Origin of the sequence: Corynebacterium callunae DSM 20147 (genome assembly GCF_000344785.1) — a bacterium.
GTDB lineage: Bacteria > Actinomycetota > Actinomycetes > Mycobacteriales > Mycobacteriaceae > Corynebacterium > Corynebacterium callunae.
Window position 1 is genome coordinate 1,310,971 of the sequence record NC_020506.1, and the last position, 17,074, is coordinate 1,328,044.

A 17,074-nucleotide genomic window follows, 5' to 3' on the forward strand; every position below is an offset into this window, starting at 1 on the left:
TTGCAAAAATGGCCGCGGCTCCCAAACGGGAACCGCGGCCATTGGTTTATTACAACCAAAAGCTTTAGCTGGCTGGAACAGTTTCTTCAATAATTCCAGAGATGGTGATCAACAAATTAGCGGCAGCCTGTGGCAAAGACACCGCAATATCAGTCTCCCGACCCAAGGCATACCACGTGGAAGCAGTGGTTCCGGAGGCGAGGATCGTATCTTCAAACCACGGAATGGTATTGATCTGCTGCAACATGGCGCCTGCTGCGTAGTTTGCAGAGGGAGCAACCCCACAACGGATCACAATGGCTTCGAGACCAGGGGCTTCCCAAGCAATCGCGTCAGCGCCATATCCCACCTCAGCCATGCGGGTTTCGTCGATAAGCGTATAAGTGGCACCATCCTCGCCCCCGACCTCCAAGGTCTGGGGCAGGGCGTCGGTGAGCGCCTGGCAGGAATCCGACTGGATTCCAGCGGGCAAATCGCGCAGGGGAGCGGGATAAGGAGTGGCCGCGCGCTGCTCAAGCTGGGCCACAGCATCGCTAAAAGGATCAACCGGGTTCTCAGCATTATCGGTGCTGAGGTTATCGGCAGTTACCGCGACCACGGGGAAACGGTCCACCGAATACCAGGTCTGCAGGGTAGAACCCGGGGTCATATCGGCAACTGGCAACCAGGTGGTGCCACCAGCCTCGACGGTATCTGCAAGCTCAGTGAACTGGAAGGGCATATCCACGCCACAACGCACCGTAACCTGCTCAATGTCAGAAGAAGACCACGCTGCCACACCCGCTGGCTGTGGCTCGGCAATAACCGCGCGGGTATGGCCAAACGCCTTGTCCGGCAAAGCCTCGACAAGTGCAGAACATGCCGCAGATTCTGCCTCCGGAGCAGGCAAAGCACTCATAGAAACCTGGCGCTGACCAGCCGGGCCCAATAGCGCGCGGGCTGCCACCAACACACCTAAAACCAAAACAATGGAAAGAACTAAAGCAATAATGATCGGCGTTTTTTTCATCGCCCCGGCAGTTGACCCACCTGCGTTATTCACGGCACTCATATAAGCACACGTTACCCGGCAGACGATAGACTAGAAAAACACTGATCAGACCCTCAAAGATCAACCTGATTTGTGGCCCCCAACCTTCGAGGAGTTAATAAAGCCGTGCCTGCACCAATTTTCCCCGCATCCATGCAGGATGGACCCACCGTCGGCGAGCTTGGCGAATTTGAGGTCATCCGGGTTATTACCGAACAGGCAAGCTCCTCACTTAATGGTGATGACGCCGCAGTTCTCAGGCACGCAACCCCCAACTCCCGCGCCGTGGTAGCAACAGACATGCTGGTGTCTGGCCGCCACTTCCGCCTGGACTGGTCAACCCCTGCAGAAATTGGTGAAAAAGCAATCCTGCAAAACTTCGCCGATATTGAAGCCATGGGTGCACGTCCAGTAGCAGCGCTTTTAGCGATTTCCGCACCCACCCACACCCCCGTGGAATTTATTAGAGGGCTCGCCTCCGGCATCGGAAAACGCCTCGGGGAGTACTCCGCAGAACTTGTGGGCGGAGATGTTGCCTCCGGAGAATCGCTAGTTATCTCCGTTACCGCCATCGGCGCCCTCGGCGGCTCCCTGCCCGAACTCACCCTCGGCCGCGCCCGCCCCGGTCAAACCCTGGTGGCACACGGCCGTATCGGTTATTCCGCCGCAGGTCTGGCGCTGCTTGAACATTTCGGGCGCGCCGGGGTACCCGAGCATTTTAAACCGCTTATCGACGCCCACTGCTCCCCGCGACTCACCCCCGGGCGCGGGATGGTGGCGCGTGCTGCCGGGGCAACGGCCATGACTGATAATTCCGACGGGCTGATTGTGGATCTCTCCCACATGGCTAAAAAGTCCGGAGTCCGCATTGACGTCGATTCCGCCGAAATCGCCCCAGATTCCTTATTAAGTCTGGCAGGCGAAGAATTAGGCTGCGATCCTTGGGAATGGATCCTCAGCGGTGGGGAAGACCACACCCTATTGTCCACCACCTTTGGTGACGCACCATCCGGATTCCGAGTAATCGGCCGGGTAACCAAATCTCGCCCCGATGACCTGGTAACCGTAGACAAAAAGACACCCGCTTACTCCGCCGGATGGAAGAGCTTTTAAAAAACTATGTGGAATAGCATTGATGAATTACCCATTCACCCCAGCTGGAAGCCAGTGTTAGAGCCAGTAGCTGCACAAATTTCCCAAGTGGGGAGCTTCCTTGCTGGTGAAGTAGCCACCGGCCGTGGCTTTTTGCCCGCTGAAGAGGATGTGTTTAAGGCCTTTAGCTATCCCTTTGATGAAGTTAAGGTTCTCATCATGGGCCAAGATCCTTATCCAACTCCGGGACACGCTATGGGTTTAAGCTTTTCCACCCAACCTGCGGTGCGACCACTGCCACGCAGCCTCAACAATATTTTCAAAGAGATGGCCAGTGATCTGGGCTCTGCTGTTTCTACAAGCTCTGCTGGCTCTGCTGAGGTGGAGGCTGCGCAGGGGGCTTTGGACCTGGGAGTACTGGAGGCAGTTGCAAATACGCCTGCTGAGGCGACCCAATTGCCCAGCTCCGGTGACCTCACCCCGTGGTGTGAACAGGGCGTTGCACTATTTAATCGCGTGCTCACCGTTACCCCGGGAGCTGCCGGAAGCCACAAAGGTAAAGGTTGGGAAGAGATAACCCAAGCAGCAATCACCGCATTAGGGCAAAGAAATAAACCCCTGGTAGCAATCCTGTGGGGTAAACAAGCCCAAGAAGTCCAAAAATTCCTCGGCGATACCCCATGCATTTGCTCTGTACATCCCTCACCGCTGTCCGCCTCCCGCGGATTCTTTGGCTCCAAGCCTTTTAGCCGAGCCAATGAGATCCTAAAGAACCTCGGTGCCACCCCAGTGCACTGGCAACTGTAAAGTAAATCACTATGTCCGGCAGTAGCAGCGAAAACCAGAATGACACCCCACACACCGCGGTGGCATCTGACCCTACACTCCAACTCGACGGCCCAGGCGTCCTCGGCTGGGCCCACACTGCCGTAAAAGAACTCAGCGAACGTCGCGCCGAAATCAACGCACTTAACGTATTCCCAGTGCCAGACGCCGACACCGGTTCCAATATGACCCACACGATGACAGCGGCGCTCGATGAGGCACTCAAAGCTACCGACACCTCTGACGTAGCACGTATGACCGCAGCTCTTGCAGTTGGTTCCGTTCGTGGGGCACGTGGAAACTCCGGAGTAGTGCTAAGCCAAGTCCTCCGCGCCATCTCCCAAGCCGCAGCCAATGGCGTGATCAATGGACACACAGTCCAAGAAGCACTCGGCATCGCCCGCTCCCTAGTAGACCGCGCCATTACCGATCCGGTAGAAGGCACCGTTGTTACCGTCCTGCGTTCAGCCGCCATCGAAGCTGAACACAGCGTGGAAAACGGCGAGGACGATCTCCTCAGCGTGGTACGCAATACCGTTAAAGCAGCACGCACTGCGCTAGCTCGCACGCCTTCCCAACTCGCAGTACTGCGCGAAGCTGGAGTAGTAGATGCCGGTGGCCAAGGCCTAGTTATTTTGCTGGAAAGCCTACTTGCCCAAATAGACCCCAGCATGACCAGGGAAGAACACCGTTCCCGTCAAGGTGAATCTGCAGAATCTAATAATGCTGAAGGGGCAGAAGACCAAGACTCACATGGGCGAGTAGGCAACCTTGAAGTGATGTTCTACATCACCTGCGCCACTGAGACTGCACTCAACGCTTTGGAAAGCACGCTGCAGGAATATGGCGACAGCCTGATTATCGCCCGCGAAACAGACAACGCAGCAATGGTGCATATCCACTCCCGTCGCGCTGGGGAACTAATTGAACAAGCCTTCGCCAGCGGGGAAGTAAAAGATCTCCGCCTAGAAATTTTGCCCGAAACCCGGCATAGCAGCATCGGCCAACCGCGCCGGGTTCTCATGGCCGTCGCTCCCTACGGATTAGTAGCAGAGCTTTATAGCAGTGCTGGTGTAAATGTCATCCCGCGTGAGATTGCGCAGCTACATGCCGCAGACCCAAGCGATGACATTGTGGCCAAGATTGTCTCCAGTGCCCGCAAATCCGGTGCTGATGAGGTCATTCTTTTGCCCAATGGTTTATTAAGCAAACGGGAGTTGGTCTCCATTGAGCGCTCCAGCCATGCCTTTGAACAAAATGTGATTATTTTGCCCACCTCAACCTTGGTCTCTGGCATTGCCGCTGTCGCCGTTCATGATCCGGCTCAGCCAATCGCAGTGGATTCCTATGCGATGGCTGAAGCAGCTGGCGCCATGCGTACTGCCGTGGTTCGGGCTGCCACCAGCGCAGCCCTTACTCAAGCCGGAGCATGTTCCAAGGGAGATCTGCTGACCTTTATTGGCCCGGAGATTGTGCAAGTCTCTGAGGAATTAAATGAGGCATTAGCTCGTACCGCTTTGCGATTGCTCGATGGCGGTGGAGAGCAAATCACCTTGCTGATTCTAAAAGAACGCCAGCATGAGTTTGATGAGGATATTTTCCGCCGTGGCCTGGGCACTCATACGGGTGTGGAGATCACCGTCTATCCTGCATCTGGAATGGAGAATCTCGTAGAGATCGGGGTGGAGTAGGCGATGTTGGGTTGGCATGATGAGCGTTTGCTTAAGGATATTCTGCCCGGAAAAGAAGCAAAAGCCATTGAAAAGGCCTTAGGCTACACAACCGCGGAACAACTGCTCGGCCATCATGTGCGCAAATATTCCCACCACGGTTCAGGTGTGGGCATCGGCGATGCCGTAGAAGGCGATCTTGTCACCATTGTCGGTGAAGTTGCGGTGGCCAAACAGTCCTATACCCAATCCGGCAAGCTGCTCTACAAGGTAATGGTGGTAAGCGAAACTGAGCGTATTGGTATCTCATTTTTCGGGGCAAAGCATATTCCACGCCTGTTGCCGCAGGGTACCCGTGCGCTTTTTACCGGCAAGGTGAAATTCTTCCGCAATGAGCCACAGCTTTCCCATCCTGAATTCATCGTCATCCCCACCCCAGGTTCGACCGCCAAACTCACCGCCACCGGTGGCATGAAATCTTTGGCTGCCTATGGCGATATTGAAGAGGTTGCCCGCCGATTGGTGGACCGCGAATACATTCCGATCTACGCAGGCACAGCCACCATGACCACATGGCGGATTATGGCAGCAGTGCAGCGAGTACTAGAAACCATGCCGGTTATTAAAGAACCGCTAAGTGTGGTTCCAGACGGCATGCCTAGTTTTGATGAAGCCATCCGTGGCATCCACGATCCAGGAGATCAACCACCCAGCACCTTTATTAATCGGCTTAAATACAATGAGGCGCTGTCGCTGGCAACCGTGATGGCCATTCGCCGCGCGGATACCAAAAACCGCAAGGCGCCTCCGATGCCGCGCGCGCTTAAAGGGCATCAACATATGCTCATTGAAGCACTTCATTTCCAACTCACCGCAGGTCAAAAGCAGGTGATTCGAGAGATTAGCGCCGATATTGAACAGCGCATTCCAATGTCTCGTCTGCTCCAAGGTGAGGTGGGTTCTGGTAAAACCATCGTCTCCTTAATCGCCATGTGTCAGGCCATTGATTCTGGCCGGCAGTGTGCGATGTTGGCGCCAACTGAAGTTCTGGCTACCCAGCACGCTCGGAGTATTACCGCGACTCTTAAAGCAGCAGGCCTAGACATCAAGGTTGTGCTCTTGACCGGATCGATGTCCACGGCCCGCAAGAAGGAAGCACTACTAGAGATTATTTCCGGCGATGCTGACATTGTGGTGGGCACCCACGCGCTTATTCAAGATAACGTGGAGTTTTTTGATCTGGGCCTGGTGATTGTGGATGAGCAACACCGCTTTGGCGTGGAACAGCGCGATCGTCTGCGCACCAAAGGTCGCGAGGGTCTGACTCCGCATTTGCTGGTGATGACAGCAACGCCGATTCCGCGCACCATCGCCATGACTGTCTTTGGGGATCTTGCGGTGTCTACCCTCCGCGAGCTCCCCGGTGGTCGTCGCCCCATTCAGACTTCGGTAATTCCTGATTACAAGGCCGGCTGGGTTAAACGCGGCTGGGAGCGCATCGGTGAGGAGGTTTTAGCTGGCAGGCAAGCCTATGTGGTGTGCCCGCGCATCGAGGGTGAAGGCGGCGTTTTAGAAATCCACGCGCTGCTGGAGGAAAAGATTTACCCCGGCCTTAATGTTGGCATGCTACATGGGCGGATGGATACCGAGCTTAAAGATGAAGTGATGGGGGAGTTTGCCCGGGGCGAGATTGATATTTTAGTTGCCACCACCGTTATTGAGGTCGGTATTGACGTTGCCAATGCCACTGTCATGCTCATCCGCGAGGCCGAGCGCTTTGGCGTCTCGCAGATTCACCAGCTGCGCGGTCGTGTAGGCCGTGGCTCTTTTGATTCGCTGTGTTTGCTGCACACCACCTTTGATGAGCACTCACCGCAGGGCAAAAGGCTTGCAGCAATTGCGGCTACAACCGATGGTTTTCAACTCTCTGAACTTGACTTGCAGGTTCGTCAAGAGGGGGACGTGCTGGGCACCCGCCAATCGGGCAGCGACACCAAATTGCGCCACCTTTCCTTTATCACTGACCAAAAAATTATCGAACAGGCGCTTATCGACGCCGCCGAGCTGGTCTCGCGCGACCGCCGTCGCGCGCTTGAGCTAGTCAGTGAGATAGCGATGGTTAATCAGGACTACCTGGAAAAGAGCTGACCCTGCCTGCTAAGAAATGGGCAACCTGCGATAGTCTATAAGCCATGAAGATCTGCGCACCTTTTGCCGGAATCGTCCACTACTTCGTCGATGAGGGCGATGCAGTGGAAACCGGAATGCAACTTGGCACTGTTGAAACAATCAAGCTCGAAGCACCTATCCTGGCTCCCGGCCCAGGCATCGTCGCTTCCCTTGCCTTTGATGATTTTTCCGATGTCACCGGCGGCGATGAGTTGCTGGAATTGGAGGCTAAGAAATAATGGGACAAACACGCATTATTTCCGGCGAAGCACGTGGCCGGAAGATCGAGGTGCCACCAGCTGGCACCCGCCCTACCTCTGACCGCGCCCGCGAAGGCCTATTCTCTTCTCTTCAGGTGCGTTTTGGCTTTGAAGGCCAGCGTGTTTTGGACCTTTTTGCAGGCTCCGGAGCCCTTGGTTTAGAGGCAGCCTCCCGCGGTGCGGAAGAAGTGGTGTTGGTGGAATCCAACCCTAAGGCTGCAGAAGTAATCCGCCACAATATTGGCGTGGTTAAACACCCACGCGTGCAGGTAGCAGAGATGAAAGCATCTACCTACCTCGCCTCAGCCCCCAATAAGCACTTCACCATGGTGCTCGCTGATCCTCCCTATGAGCTTGCCGACGAAGCGGTGCGGGAAATGCTGGATGCTTTAACGCCCAAATTGCTAGATGGCGCTGCAATTGTGGTGGAACGCCACGTTGAATCTCCTGAAACTGATTGGCCAGCCTGGATGGTGCCCACCACCCAGAAGCTGAAGAAGCGTACCTATGGCATTGCTCGGATGGATATGGCAGTGTTTGATGAAACCCTGCTTGAGGAGAGCTAATGAAAGCCGTGTGCCCTGGTTCCTTTGATCCCATTACCTTGGGTCACCTAGACATCATTACCCGTGCGGCTGCGCAATTTGATGAGGTTACGGTTCTTGTTACCGCCAACCCCAATAAAAATACCGGCCTTTTTAGCGTTCCAGAGCGTATGGAACTTATCCGGGAATCCACCGCACACTTGAGCAATGTCTCAGTAGATACCTGGGCTTCATTGTTGGTGGATTACACCACGGCCCACGGGGTGACAGCTTTGGTCAAGGGTCTGCGCAGCTCCCTTGACTATGAATATGAGCTGCCCATGGCGCAGATGAACCGCAGGCTTTCTGGCGTTGATACCTTTTTCCTGCTTACCGATGAAAAATACGGTTATGTCAGTTCCACCCTGTGCAAAGAAGTAGCGCGCTTTGGTGGTGATGTTTCAGGACTGTTGCCTGAGGTAGTGGCTCAAGCGATGGCCAAAAAGTACCGCCAAAACTAACTTATGCTTGCATTAATCAGCATAGGGTTGATCGTTTGCTTTGGGGCTTGTTTACAAAGAGTGTCAGGTTTGGGTCTTGGCCTGGTGGCCGGACCTGTCATGGCTATCATCATTGGTCCCATTGAGGGAATTTTGGTGGTCAATGTAATTTCCGTGTTTAATGCTGCCCTGAGTTCTGCAGGTGTGCGGGCACATATTGATTGGCCTCAATTCCGCCTTATTTCGAGCGTCTTGGTACTGGGAGCAATTCCTGCGACTGTGCTATTAAAGTTTGTGCCTGTTGCAGTTGTTTTGACCTGCGTCGCAATCCTCCTCTTGCTCTCTTTGAGCGTGGTTAGTTTTGCACAGCATAAAATTCCGCACTTTTCCGGCAAAACTCCCGCATTGGTGGCGGGCATTGTAGCTGGCTTTAGCAACTCACTGTCTGGAGCTTCGGGGCCAGTATTGACCATTTATGCCCAAGCCACGCGATGGGAGCAACGAGCTTTTGCCGCCACCTTGCAGCCCATTTTCTTGGTGGCAGCAGTAATCTCTATCCTCATTAAGGCCGTTTTTGGAACAGCACAAATGGCACATACCAGCGTGTGGATTTGGCCAATTGCGCTTATCGCCATGGTGCTAGGGAATCTCCTAGGTGCACGCCTTACTCCATATATCGCGAAAAGCACTGCGCGGAAGTTTGCCTTGGCGGTTGCTTTTGGAGGAGCATTTACCGTGCTATTTAAGGGCGTTAGTGGCCTTATCGCTTAGATTCGCCTAAGGTATCGGGCATTCGATCGATAGCGGAGGAGGTGACAGCGATGGGTGTAGATAGATCAATGTGGAAGATGAATCCTGAAAGGCTTCAGGAACATCTGCAATTGAAAAATCGCGCTAGACAAATTCCGGACAAGAAGAAGGAAAGCAAAAAGAGGGCCTGCCGAGTATCTCGGCGGGCCCTCCCGCTTTTTCCATCGCTGTCTGTTTAGAGCAGGGAAGAAAGGAATTCCTGGGTGCGCTTTTCGCGAGGATTATCCAGCACTTGCTCTGGGGTACCAGCTTCTACGACTACACCATCAGCCATAAAAACAACCTGATCTGCAACCTCATGAGCAAAGCCCATTTCGTGGGTAACAACCAGCATGGTCATGCCTTGGTCTGCAAGCTGCTTCATTACGCGCAAAACTTCACCGACTAGCTCTGGGTCCAAAGCCGAGGTTGGTTCGTCGAAAAGCATTAGTTTTGGCTCCATGGCCACAGCTCGCGCAATGGCGACGCGCTGCTGCTGACCGCCAGAAAGCTGGACTGGGTAGGCGTCGGCCTTATGGGCAAGCCCGACCTGCTCTAGCAGTTCCATGGCCCGTGCGCGGGCCTGCTTTTCTGGCACCTTTTTAACGTGAATTGGTGCCTCGATGATATTTTCAATCACCGTGCGGTGTGGGAAGAGGTTGAAGGACTGAAACACCATGCCAATATCGGCGCGCTGGCGGGCTGCGTCCTTTTCGGAGATCTCGTAAAGGACTCCATCGCGCTCGCGGTAGCCAATGAGGTCCCCATCAACGTAAAGGCGACCTGCATTAACTTTTTCGAGGTGGTTAACACATCGCAACATGGTGGACTTGCCCGAGCCGGAAGGGCCGATGAGGCAGGTAACAGTTCCCTTAGGGATCTGTAGGTCAATTCCCTTGAGAACTTCTAGGCGACCGAAATTCTTGCATACCTGTTGGGCATCAATCATCAGTTCAGACATTTACTTATTCTCCTTGGGAAGCTCAGGAATGACGGTGACATTTCCAGGAATGGCACCTTCGGCATCGGCAAGTGCAGCCAACTGGCGGGCGGTCAAAGTACGGGTGCTGCCCTTTTCAAAGTGCTTTTCCAAGTAATACTGAGCAACCATGAGGATGGAAGTGATAATCAAGTACCAGGTAGCAGCAACCAAGAGCATAGGGACTGGCTCGAAGAGTGAGTAGGCAATGTCCATGCTGCGTCCATAAAGCTCCATGGAATAAGGAACTGCAACAACCAAGGAAGTGGTCTTAAGCATGGAGATTAGCTCATTGCCGGTTGGTGGAATGATAATGCGCATAGCCTGCGGCAAGATGGTGCGGCGCATGGTCATAGCCCAGTTCATGCCCAAAGCCTTGGATGCTTCCATTTGTCCTTCTGGAACAGCTTGGATACCAGAGCGCACGATTTCTGCCATATAAGCAGCCTCGTTTAGGCCCAGACCAATAACTGCCAGAATGAACATATTGGAGAGGAAGCTTTGCAGATCAATTTCAGCGAAGCCCAGATTTAAGGTTTGGTAGAGGGAGCCCAGCAAGCCCCAGAACACCAGCTGTACATAAATCGGAGTGCCGCGGAAAATCCACAGGTACAACCAGGCAGAACCCTGCAATACGGGGTTACCGGACATACGCATAACAGCCAAGATGGCACCCAGGACCACACCGATGACCATGGAGAGCACGGTCAAGGCGATGGTGTGCATAGCTGCAGTAGCAATGCGGGTATCAAAAAGATAAGTGCGGTAGGTTTCCCAACCATAAGCTTCATTGTTGAGGGCGCCGATAATAAACCAGGCTAAAAGGCCCAGGATGATTGCGGCGGAGATCCAGCGACCAGGGTGGCGCAAAGGCTTAGCTTCAATGGGTTTGGGCTGGGTGCGCGTTTGCCCAGCTCTGGCATTCAAATCAGACATAAGTTTTTAGTCCTTTGGAAAAAGAAAAATAGATCAGGTCAGGGGGCTATTTAGCTGGCAGAGCTAGCTGTGCTGGCAGCTTTGGCAGCCGCGTAGTTGCTATCAGGAAGTTCACTGAGCGGGACTTCATTGATGAGGGTTTCATCTACCAAACCCTCTTTGATTCCCCATTGAGACAAAATGCGCTCATATTCGCCAGTTTCCACCAGGTGCTGGAAAGCAGCGCCAGCAGCTGGAGTGAGCTCGGAATCCTTGGTAAAAGCAAAACCAAAAGGTGCAGCCAAGAACATATCGCCGACAACTTCAATGCGACCCTCGGAACGAGCAGCAGCCCAGGCAGTAATAGGAGAGTCTGCAGCAAGTGCATCGGCACGACCCAAAACTAGGGCAGTAGCAGCGGTATCTGCAGTTTCATAGGACAAGATGGTGATTGGCTCCTTGCCAGCCGCCACACACGCCTCAGACTTTGGCATCACGTCATCAGTTTCTGCGACGGTCGTGCGCTGAACAGCAACAGTTAGACCACAAGCATTATTGGGATCAACCGGAGTTTCCCGGTCAGTTGCTTGTGCCCATTGCACACCTGCATAAAGGAAATCGATGAAGTCAAAGTTTTGACGGCGTTCTTCATTGTCCGTAAAGCCAGAAGCGCCAATGTCAATGGTGCCGGCTTGAACTGAAGGCAAAATTAAGGAGAAGTCCTGCTCCTGTGCGCTAAAATCCAGGCCCATTACAGAAGCCATTGCGCGCACCAGATCCATTTCCACGCCGATGATCTCACCATCTGAATCCTTAAACTCAAATGGTGGGAAAGGTGGGTTCGCGCCAGCGGTGAGCACACCACGGCTGGCGATAGCATCAGGAACCATTGCTTGGATTTCCGGAACGGGCGCAGGAAGAACTTCTTCCCAGCCTTCAGGAGTTCCTTGTTCCTCATTGGTCACGCAGGAAACAAGGCTGAGTGAGGCTGCCATGATCCCAACAGCCGCTATCACCTTGCGTGGCATCCCGCGTGGGGGCGTTTTATCGCGGCGCAGCGAAGATAGCGGCCGTTTTCGCAATCGGGTCAAACTCTCAATCATGGGCAAAATACTACCTGTTGAGGGTGCATATACCAGAAGTGTGGTTGGCGGAAGTTAAAAAAGACCTGCCAAAATTGGCAGATCTCTTTTTAAAAGCGTGCTTTTCGACGAAAAACCGGGCGGTTCTAGCTCTTAATTGCCTCCGCGATTGGAGTTTCTCCGCCACAAATATCGAGGGTGGTGCCGATAGTGGAATCATCCTCAAGAACAGCTGCAATGGTTGCTGCCACATCAGCGCGTGGCACATAAGTGGTCTCGGCTGGAATAAGTACCCGATCAATCTTTCCGGTGGGCTCATCCAGGGTCAAAATATCTCCGGCCACGATGGTGTAGTCCAGTGAGCTTTCGCGGAGATAATCATCTGCGATGCGCTTGGATTCAATGTAGGGATAAAAGCCCTGATCCTTGGCTACACCATGTCCAGCGCGGGGACGCAGATAAGACATCATTACATAACGCTGAACTCCGGCGTCTTTGGCCGCATCCATGCTGCGCATTGAAGCGTCGCGATCAATGGCGTAGGTATTTTCTGCAGCTCCGCCTCCTGCACCTGCAGACCACACAATGGCGTCAAAGCCTTGCATTAGCTGTGCCATCTCTGCAGTGCTGAGAGCTGCAATATCGTGAATCTCTGGTGTTGCTCCAGTATCTGCTACTTCCGCACGGTGATCGGGATTGCGGAAGATGCTGGTCACTTTGTGGCCATTTGCTACCAGCAGGGGAGCAAGACGCAGAGCTACCTTGCCGTGTCCGCCGATGATCATAATCTTTGACATATCTTTTTCCTTTTCCTTCTAGTTTTTAGGCTGTGGGAATTTCGAAAAGTTGTCCCTCGGTGAATTTGATGCTCTTAAACTGCCAGCTGCCATCTTTGCGCTGCAGGGTGCAGTCATAAATTGCACCAAAGATATTGCGTTCGAGCAGTTCTGGGGTGGCTCCATAAGGAACCAGGCGGTAGACCTGCAATTGCGCACTATCACCATCCACAATAACCTCGGTGGCGCCCATTGCGTGGTGCAGATAAGGCCTACCAGTGCGGAAGAGCAACAAAGTGCTTAAGAACTCGCGTTTGCTGCGAAGTGGTCCAAAAGGTGAGATATCTGTGTAGAGATCTTCCGCGAAGATTTCATCCATCAAGGACAAATCCCATTGATCAACAGCCCAGGTATAGCGGGTAAAAGCATCAATAATTTGTTGCTCGTCGCCGCCTAATTCTGAGTTTTCCGCAATGACATACCAGGGGGCATCTAGCGCACTTAAAGTTTTAGGCAGCTGAGCACCTGGTGCCCATCCCAATTGGTTCCGAGCCGGTGGCCAGGACTGCAAAGTGGGGTGGGAGCCAAAGACCCAGTCCAGCTCAAAACGCAATGAATCTAGCTGCCAGCCTTGATCACAGTGCACCCAAACCAACTGGTTTGTCCATTCTGAATGATGGCAGCTGTGAGGTACACACTGTGCTGGGCCTTCTCAGCTGTAACTGCAATGTACTCATTGGTGAGGTAGTAGCGGCTAAATTCACCCGCTGGTGCTGCTCCTGTTAAAGCCCTAACGACCACTGCACGACCCTGTGCATCGCCCAGATTAGAGGTTTCCATCTTTATTTCAGGCGCAAAATATTCAGCGATGGAACCAGCTTCGCCAGTTTTGAAGGCATCAATAATGGTGTGGAAGGTTTCTTGAATGCTGTTTCGATGCGGTGTGCTAGCCGGCATCAACAACCTCCTTGAGCAATTCATAGGAACGCAAACGAGCCTCATGTTCATAGATATAGGAGGTGAACATGATTTCATCGATTTCTACCTGCTTTAGCAGACCTTCGATTTGTCCCTTAATGGAATCTGGCTTGCCGACGACAGAACCAGCCACCGAATTGTGCACAATATTCATTTCCTGCTGGCTCATTTGGCGAGGGCGCTGAATTGGCAGTGGATGACCTTGGGACAGTGCCAAGAAGTGCTGCTGGGTGGAGGAGAACTGTGAGACAGCTTCCTCATCAGTATCGGCAACGGCCAAGTTGAGGCCAAGCATGACATAAGGTTCATCCAAGACCTCGGAAGGCTGGAAATTGCGTCGATAAGTCTCAATGGCAGGGTAGGCAAAACCAGGGGAGAAGTGGCCTGCAAAGGAGAAGGGCAAACCAAGTTTGGCTGCCAGGGTGGCGCTGAAATCACTTGAACCAAGCAGCCAGACCAGCGGATCTTGGCCCACAGCTGGGATTGCAGTGACATTTAGGTGCTTACCGGTGCGATCTGGGGTGAAGTAGGAACGAAGTTCTTCCACCATGCCGGGGAAATCATCGGAGTTGCTGCGGTGTAATGCGCGGGCTGTGATTTGATCGGTGCCAGGGGCACGACCTAGACCCAGATCAATACGTCCAGGGAAAATGGATTCGAGGGTGCCAAACTGTTCGGCGATAACCAGAGGGGAGTGGTTTGGCAGCATAATGCCGCCGGAACCTACTTTGATGTTTTTGGTGCGCTGGGCCACCAGACCAATTAAAACTGAGGTAGCTGCGCTGGCGATGGGCGCCATATTGTGGTGTTCTGCAATCCAATAGCGTTCATATCCCCAGCGGTCGGCGTGTTCAGCCAGATCGAGGGTGTTGCGGAAAGCATCGGCCGGGGTGGAACCATCGCTAATTGTTGCTAAATCGAGAATAGAGACCTTGAGGTCGGTGAGGTTTTTGGCTGTCACTGGCTTTCCTCCTTGGAAGAAAAGATGATCATAAGTATTGCGAATATTCGATATTATGGCTAAGCGCAGGCAAAGCGCGGAGAAAACTATTTAAAGTTCTTCGGAGATAAAGTGTGCGATGTTCTTGATCGTTTCCTCCTTGCGGCGGTAATAGGTCCATTGTCCAACCCTTTCGGATTCAACCAATCCGGCACGCTGCAGAATCTGCAAATAGTGCGAGACGGTGGACTGAGACATATTGGCTTTTTCATGAATGTCTCGCACGCAAACACCGCCGGCGTTTCTAATTTCTTCGGTGGCATGTTTAGCGGGCTCAACAAAATAGCGGTCCGGTTCGCCGAGCCACCGGAGAATATCTAACCGTGCTTCATTTGCAAGTGCTTTAAAAATTTCTACCTGGCTTGCCATGTCCACGATACTAATCGAGAATTCTCGATCTATCAATTATTGCCCGCGCAGCGCGTCGAAAAGCGCTTTTCGACGCCACCTTGGTGGCCAAGCTTATCTGTGACCTCTACTATGGCGGTGGTCAATTAGTGATCTGTCTCTCAAGAATGAGGTATATGCATGTTAAAGAATGGTTTTTATGGTGCCGAGGCACATGGAGCATATGAAACCGCATCCATTGGACGCTTGGAATTGGAGGAGGGCGGAGTAATTGAAGATTGCTGGTTGGCCTATGCCACCGCCGGCACCCTCAATGAGGATAAATCCAATGCGATTTTGCTTCCTACCTGGTACTCCGGCAGTCACGGTGCATATTTTCAAACCTATGTTGGTGCTGGCCATGCACTAGATCCGGAAAAGTACTTCATCATCTCCGTCAACCAAATTGGCAATGGACTATCTGTTTCTCCCTTCAATACCGCTGATGACAGCATTTCTATGTCAAAGTTCCCGGATGTGCGCATTGGGGATGATGTCGTTGCCCAGGAACGACTATTGCGTGAGCATTTTGGCATCTCTGAGCTTTTTGCTGTGGTTGGCGGTTCCATGGGAGCGCAGCAAACCTATGAGTGGATCGTCAGATTCCCCGACAAGGTTAAGCGCGCAGCTGCAATCGCCGGCACAGCGAAAAACACCCCACATGATTTCCTCTTCACCCAGATTTTGAATGAAGCTATTGAATCCGACCCCGGGTTTAAGGGCGGAGAGTATGGCTCGCATACAGAGGTTGCTGATGGATTGCGCCGGCAGTCCCATATTTGGTCAGTGATGGGCTTTTCTACGGAATATTGGAAGGGTGAAGAATGGCGCACCCTGGGATTCGAGACCAAGGAAGCTGTACTTTCCGACTTCCTGGATCCACTCTTTTTGTCCATGGATCCCAATACCTTGCTAAACAACGCTTGGAAGTGGCAACGCGGAGATGTCTCCCGCCACACCGATGGTGATTTGGCTGCTGCTCTAGGCCGTGTAACAGCAAAGACCTTTGTTATGCCTATTAGTGAGGATATGTTCTTCCCGGTACGCGATTGCGCCGCCGAACAAGAGCTCATCCCGGGAAGTGAACTGCGGGTAATTGAAGATAACGCAGGACATTTGGGACTTTTTGGAATGTCTGCAAACTATATGCCGCAGATCGATCGAAATCTTAGCGAGCTTTTTGCCTCCTAATCCTTTTGCTCCACGTTGGCTGGCGTGGAAGTCCAACTATTAAGCAAGGACAGTCCATCGTGGGAGGGAGTACCTACGGCTGCTGTTAGTGCCACAAACAGTAGCCCAGGTTCGCTCTCTAAATTCATGGCTTCAAAATTAAGATCCAGATCTCCGACAATCGGATGATGGAAATGCTTTAGTCCGGTGCGGTGCTCGCGCACATCGTGTGAAGCCCAAAGAGTTCGGAAATCCTCACTATTGACGGAAAGTTCACCAACTAGGTCACTCAAAGCGCGTTTATGGGGGTTCCTTCCAGCTTCGGCTCGCAACAATGCCACAGTTTGCTGTGCTACTGCGTCCCAATCCCGATAGAAGTCCCTAGATGTTGAGTTCACAAAAACAAAACGCGCAAAATTGGGTGCTTGTTGTGCCTGCCGGGGCTCTTCATAGATTTCAGAGAATACGGCACGGCCAAGACGATTAATCCCAATCACATCGAGGCGTCCATTATTAACGTATGCCGGAACCGAATCCATCGCGTCGAGAAGCTGCTGTACCCCGGGCCTTATCTGCGCGGTTGCGGGCTTCGTGCACCGCTTTTTGGCACTCGTGTCTTGATTGGCGACTCTGATTAAATCATTCAGGTGGGAGCGTTCAGCTTCATCGAGCTGTAGTGCCCGGCACACACCTTCGAAAACAGCCTCTGAAATGCCCTTGGCATTGCCACGTTCGAGGCGGACGTAGTATTCCACGCTCATTCCAGCCATTAGTGCGACTTCCTCACGACGTAGCCCCGGAACTCGACGGCGTCCGCCAAAATTAGGTAATCCAACATCTTCCGGCCTAAGGCGGGCTCGGCGGGTGGTCAAAAACTCGCGAATATCGTTGCGATTGTCCATTCCTCAAGCTTAAGCCAGTTCATAGC

At 53.0% G+C, this 17,074-nt stretch carries 20 protein-coding genes; 10 read left to right on the forward strand and 10 right to left on the reverse strand.

Annotated elements, in window-relative coordinates; all coding sequences use genetic code 11:
- Positions 1 to 64: 64 nt before the first annotated feature.
- Positions 65 to 1,051, reverse strand: a complete 987-nt coding sequence (locus tag H924_RS06170; protein WP_029703085.1) for a DUF3515 domain-containing protein — start codon at positions 1,049 to 1,051, stop codon at positions 65 to 67.
- A gap of 132 nt (positions 1,052 to 1,183) precedes the next feature.
- Here H924_RS06170 and H924_RS06175 point away from each other — a divergent pair, with 132 nt between their 5' ends.
- The 9 genes from H924_RS06175 to H924_RS14555 are packed head-to-tail and all read left to right on the forward strand — an operon-like array spanning position 1,184 to position 9,059.
- Entirely contained in the window at positions 1,184 to 2,143 is a 960-nt protein-coding gene (locus H924_RS06175) for a thiamine-phosphate kinase (RefSeq protein ID WP_029703083.1), read from the forward strand.
- Between the two features lie 6 nt (positions 2,144 to 2,149).
- A complete protein-coding gene (locus H924_RS06180; RefSeq protein ID WP_015651101.1) occupies positions 2,150 to 2,929 on the forward strand; it encodes a uracil-DNA glycosylase in 780 nt (259 codons plus the stop codon).
- 11 nt (positions 2,930 to 2,940) lie between these two features.
- Positions 2,941 to 4,638 carry a DAK2 domain-containing protein gene (locus H924_RS06185; RefSeq protein WP_015651102.1) on the forward strand — a complete coding sequence of 566 codons (1,698 nt, stop codon included), beginning with the start codon at positions 2,941 to 2,943 and terminating at the stop codon, positions 4,636 to 4,638.
- 3 nt (positions 4,639 to 4,641) lie between these two features.
- Positions 4,642 to 6,765 (forward strand): ATP-dependent DNA helicase RecG, encoded by a 2,124-nt coding sequence (locus tag H924_RS06190; RefSeq protein WP_015651103.1) that lies wholly within the window; start codon positions 4,642 to 4,644, stop codon positions 6,763 to 6,765.
- Positions 6,766 to 6,809: 44 nt separating this feature from the next.
- Positions 6,810 to 7,025, forward strand: a complete 216-nt coding sequence (locus H924_RS06195; RefSeq protein WP_015651104.1) for an acetyl-CoA carboxylase biotin carboxyl carrier protein subunit — start codon at positions 6,810 to 6,812, stop codon at positions 7,023 to 7,025.
- Positions 7,025 to 7,612, forward strand: a complete 588-nt coding sequence (rsmD, locus tag H924_RS06200; RefSeq protein ID WP_015651105.1) for a 16S rRNA (guanine(966)-N(2))-methyltransferase RsmD — start codon at positions 7,025 to 7,027, stop codon at positions 7,610 to 7,612. Before H924_RS06195 ends, rsmD begins: the two co-directional genes overlap by 1 nt.
- Positions 7,612 to 8,091, forward strand: coding sequence for a pantetheine-phosphate adenylyltransferase (gene coaD / locus H924_RS06205; protein ID WP_015651106.1), 480 nt, complete (start codon positions 7,612 to 7,614; stop codon positions 8,089 to 8,091). The genes rsmD and coaD overlap by 1 nt, the downstream gene beginning before the upstream one ends.
- Positions 8,092 to 8,094: 3 nt before the next feature.
- The gene (locus H924_RS06210) at positions 8,095 to 8,841 is read left to right on the forward strand and encodes a sulfite exporter TauE/SafE family protein (RefSeq protein ID WP_029703078.1); all 747 of its coding nucleotides are present in this window, start codon (positions 8,095 to 8,097) and stop codon (positions 8,839 to 8,841) included.
- A 50-nt stretch (positions 8,842 to 8,891) separates the two neighbouring features.
- Positions 8,892 to 9,059, forward strand: coding sequence for a hypothetical protein (locus H924_RS14555; protein WP_015651108.1), 168 nt, complete (start codon positions 8,892 to 8,894; stop codon positions 9,057 to 9,059).
- Here H924_RS14555 and H924_RS06220 read toward each other — a convergent pair.
- The 8 genes from H924_RS06220 to H924_RS06255 all read right to left on the reverse strand — a co-directional run bounded on the left by H924_RS06220 (position 9,056) and on the right by H924_RS06255 (position 14,958).
- A complete protein-coding gene (locus H924_RS06220) occupies positions 9,056 to 9,820 on the reverse strand; it encodes an amino acid ABC transporter ATP-binding protein (RefSeq protein ID WP_015651109.1) in 765 nt (254 codons plus the stop codon). The two genes, H924_RS14555 and H924_RS06220, sit on opposite strands and share 4 nt — an antisense overlap.
- The gene (locus H924_RS06225; protein WP_015651110.1) at positions 9,821 to 10,774 is read right to left on the reverse strand and encodes an amino acid ABC transporter permease; all 954 of its coding nucleotides are present in this window, start codon (positions 10,772 to 10,774) and stop codon (positions 9,821 to 9,823) included. It lies immediately after the preceding gene.
- 50 nt (positions 10,775 to 10,824) lie between these two features.
- On the reverse strand, positions 10,825 to 11,856 hold the full coding sequence (locus H924_RS06230) for an ABC transporter substrate-binding protein (RefSeq protein ID WP_081602474.1): 1,032 nt from the start codon (positions 11,854 to 11,856) through the stop codon (positions 10,825 to 10,827).
- A 125-nt stretch (positions 11,857 to 11,981) separates the two neighbouring features.
- Positions 11,982 to 12,632, reverse strand: a complete 651-nt coding sequence (locus H924_RS06235; RefSeq protein WP_015651112.1) for an NAD(P)H-binding protein — start codon at positions 12,630 to 12,632, stop codon at positions 11,982 to 11,984.
- A 25-nt stretch (positions 12,633 to 12,657) separates the two neighbouring features.
- Entirely contained in the window at positions 12,658 to 13,257 is a 600-nt protein-coding gene (locus H924_RS06240; RefSeq protein ID WP_015651113.1) for a nuclear transport factor 2 family protein, read from the reverse strand.
- Positions 13,230 to 13,568: a nuclear transport factor 2 family protein gene (locus tag H924_RS06245; RefSeq protein ID WP_015651114.1), complete on the reverse strand. Its 339-nt coding sequence runs from the start codon at positions 13,566 to 13,568 to the stop codon at positions 13,230 to 13,232. The genes H924_RS06240 and H924_RS06245 overlap by 28 nt, the downstream gene beginning before the upstream one ends.
- Positions 13,558 to 14,550, reverse strand: a complete 993-nt coding sequence (locus tag H924_RS06250) for an LLM class flavin-dependent oxidoreductase (protein ID WP_015651115.1) — start codon at positions 14,548 to 14,550, stop codon at positions 13,558 to 13,560. Before H924_RS06250 ends, H924_RS06245 begins: the two co-directional genes overlap by 11 nt.
- Before the next feature lie 90 nt (positions 14,551 to 14,640).
- Positions 14,641 to 14,958, reverse strand: coding sequence for an ArsR/SmtB family transcription factor (locus tag H924_RS06255; protein WP_015651116.1), 318 nt, complete (start codon positions 14,956 to 14,958; stop codon positions 14,641 to 14,643).
- A 159-nt stretch (positions 14,959 to 15,117) separates the two neighbouring features.
- On the opposite strand from H924_RS06255, the gene H924_RS06260 reads away from it, so the two are divergent.
- Entirely contained in the window at positions 15,118 to 16,167 is a 1,050-nt protein-coding gene (locus H924_RS06260) for an alpha/beta fold hydrolase (RefSeq protein ID WP_015651117.1), read from the forward strand.
- On the opposite strand, the gene H924_RS06265 is transcribed toward H924_RS06260, so the two are convergent.
- The gene (locus H924_RS06265; RefSeq protein WP_029703071.1) at positions 16,164 to 17,048 is read right to left on the reverse strand and encodes a helix-turn-helix transcriptional regulator; all 885 of its coding nucleotides are present in this window, start codon (positions 17,046 to 17,048) and stop codon (positions 16,164 to 16,166) included. The two genes, H924_RS06260 and H924_RS06265, sit on opposite strands and share 4 nt — an antisense overlap.
- Positions 17,049 to 17,074 lie beyond the last annotated feature (26 nt).